The organism is Streptomyces sp. BF23-19, assembly GCF_041106355.1.
GTDB lineage: Bacteria > Actinomycetota > Actinomycetes > Streptomycetales > Streptomycetaceae > Streptomyces > Streptomyces virginiae_A.
The window spans coordinates 1-2,171 of record NZ_JBGBPT010000191.1 but is presented as its reverse complement, the minus strand read 5'-3'; the positions used below and the strand labels follow the sequence as shown (position 1 = coordinate 2,171).

The window sequence follows — 2,171 nt, the reverse complement described above, 5'->3', positions numbered from 1 at the left end:
GGACCCCCCGAGGGGGTTCCGGGCCCTTTCGTGTGCGTGCGCTCAGGCGGCCGCGCAGTTCGGGCAGACGCCGCGGTACGTCACCTCGACCGCCGACACGACGAAGCCGAAGCGTTCCGTGTCCGGCAGGTCGGCCAGCGGGTTGCCCGCCGGATGCACGTCGCGGATCGCGCCGCACCGGGCGCAGACCAGATGCTGGTGGGGCCGGTGGGCGTTCGGGTCGTACCGCTTGGCGCGGCGGTCCGTGGAGACCTCCAGCACCTCGCCGAGGGTGACGAGCTCGCCCAGCGTGTTGTAGACGGTCGCACGGGAGATCTCGGGCAGCTTGGCCACCGCGAGCGCGTGCACCTCGTCGGCCGTCAGGTGCACGTGGTCACCGTCGAGCACCTCGGCCACGACGCGCCGCTGCGCCGTCATGCGCCAGCCGCGTCCGCGAAGTCGATCCAGCAGGTCACTCATAGACATCAGCCTAACAGTGAGGGGATTCGGTGTAACTCCCGAACCGGTGCGGACTTGGATGCTTACTTGACTTAGACAAAGTCCATCGTAGGATCGGTTACGGCAAACGCCAAGGACAGGACATGCAGGGATGACGCAGGAGGCGCACGTGACGCAGGGACCGCTCACCACGGAGGCCGGAGCGCCGGTCGCCGACAACCAGAACAGTGAGACCGCCGGCGTCGGCGGCCCCGTCCTGGTCCAGGACCAGCTGCTCCTCGAGAAGCTCGCGCACTTCAACCGCGAGCGCATCCCGGAGCGCGTGGTGCACGCCCGCGGCGCCGGTGCGTACGGCACCTTCACGCTGACCCGCGACGTCTCGCAGTGGACCCGGGCCAAGTTCCTGTCCGAGGTCGGCAAGGAGACCGAGACCTTCCTGCGCTTCTCCACGGTCGCCGGCAACCTCGGCAGCGCCGACGCGGTCCGCGACCCCCGCGGCTGGGCGCTGAAGTTCTACACCGAAGAGGGCAACTACGACCTCGTCGGCAACAACACCCCGGTGTTCTTCATCAAGGACGCCATCAAGTTCCCCGACTTCATCCACACCCAGAAGCGCGACCCGTACACGGGCTCGCAGGAGGCGGACAACGTCTGGGACTTCTGGGGTCTGTCGCCCGAGTCGACCCACCAGGTGACCTGGCTGTTCGGCGACCGCGGCATCCCGGCGTCCTACCGCCACATGAACGGCTTCGGCTCGCACACGTTCCAGTGGAACAACGAGGCCGGCGAGGTCTTCTGGGTCAAGTACCACTTCAAGACCGACCAGGGCATCAAGAACCTCACCCAGGCCGAGGCCAACCAGCTCGCCGGTGAGGACCCCGACAGCCACCAGCGCGACCTGCGCGAGTCCATCGAGCGCGGCGACTTCCCGTCCTGGACCGTCCAGGTCCAGATCATGCCGGCGGCCGAGGCGGCGAACTACCGCTTCAACCCGTTCGACCTCACCAAGGTGTGGCCGCACGCGGACTACCCGCTGATCGAGATCGGCAAGCTGGAGCTCAACCGCAACCCGGAGAACGTCTTCGCCGAGGTCGAGCAGTCGATCTTCTCGCCGGCGCACTTCGTCCCCGGCATCGGCCCGTCCCCGGACAAGATGCTCCAGGGTCGCCTCTTCGGCTACGGCGACGCCCACCGCTACCGCGTCGGCATCAACGCCGACCACCTGCCGGTGAACCGCCCGCACGCCACCGAGGCGCGCACCAACTCCCGTGACGGCTACCTGTACGACGGCCGCCACAAGGGCGCGAAGAACTACGAGCCGAACAGCTTCGGCGGCCCGCACCAGACGGACCGCCCGCTGTGGCAGCCCATCGACGTGACCGGCGGCACGGGCAACCACGCCGCCGCCGTCCACAGCGAGGACGACGACTTCGTCCAGGCGGGCAACCTCTACCGCCTGTACTCGGAGGACGAGAAGTCCCGTCTGATCGAGAACCTGTCCGGCTTCATCGCCAAGGTCTCCCGTGACGACATCGTCGAGCGTGCGATCAACAACTTCCGTCAGGCGGACGGTGACTTCGGCAAGCGGCTCGAAGCCGCGGTCCAGGCCCTCCGCGGCTGACACGGAACGCTTGCCGTCGCAGGACGCCGGGCCGCAGACCGCGGAGGTGGCGGCCCACTGCTGGCAGCGGCTCGGCCGCGCCGGTTTCACCCGCACCGATGTGATCGTCGGT

The 2,171-nt window shown here is 68.3% G+C and carries 2 protein-coding genes; one reads left to right on the top strand and one right to left on the bottom strand.

Annotated elements, in window-relative coordinates; all coding sequences use genetic code 11:
- Positions 1–42: 42 nt before the first annotated feature.
- Positions 43–459 (bottom strand): Fur family transcriptional regulator, encoded by a 417-nt coding sequence (locus AB8A24_RS43225; protein WP_030711671.1) that lies wholly within the window; start codon positions 457–459, stop codon positions 43–45.
- A 130-nt stretch (positions 460–589) separates the two neighbouring features.
- Between AB8A24_RS43225 and AB8A24_RS43220 the strand changes: the two genes are divergently transcribed.
- Entirely contained in the window at positions 590–2,059 is a 1,470-nt protein-coding gene (locus tag AB8A24_RS43220; RefSeq protein WP_323181090.1) for a catalase, read from the top strand.
- Positions 2,060–2,171 lie beyond the last annotated feature (112 nt).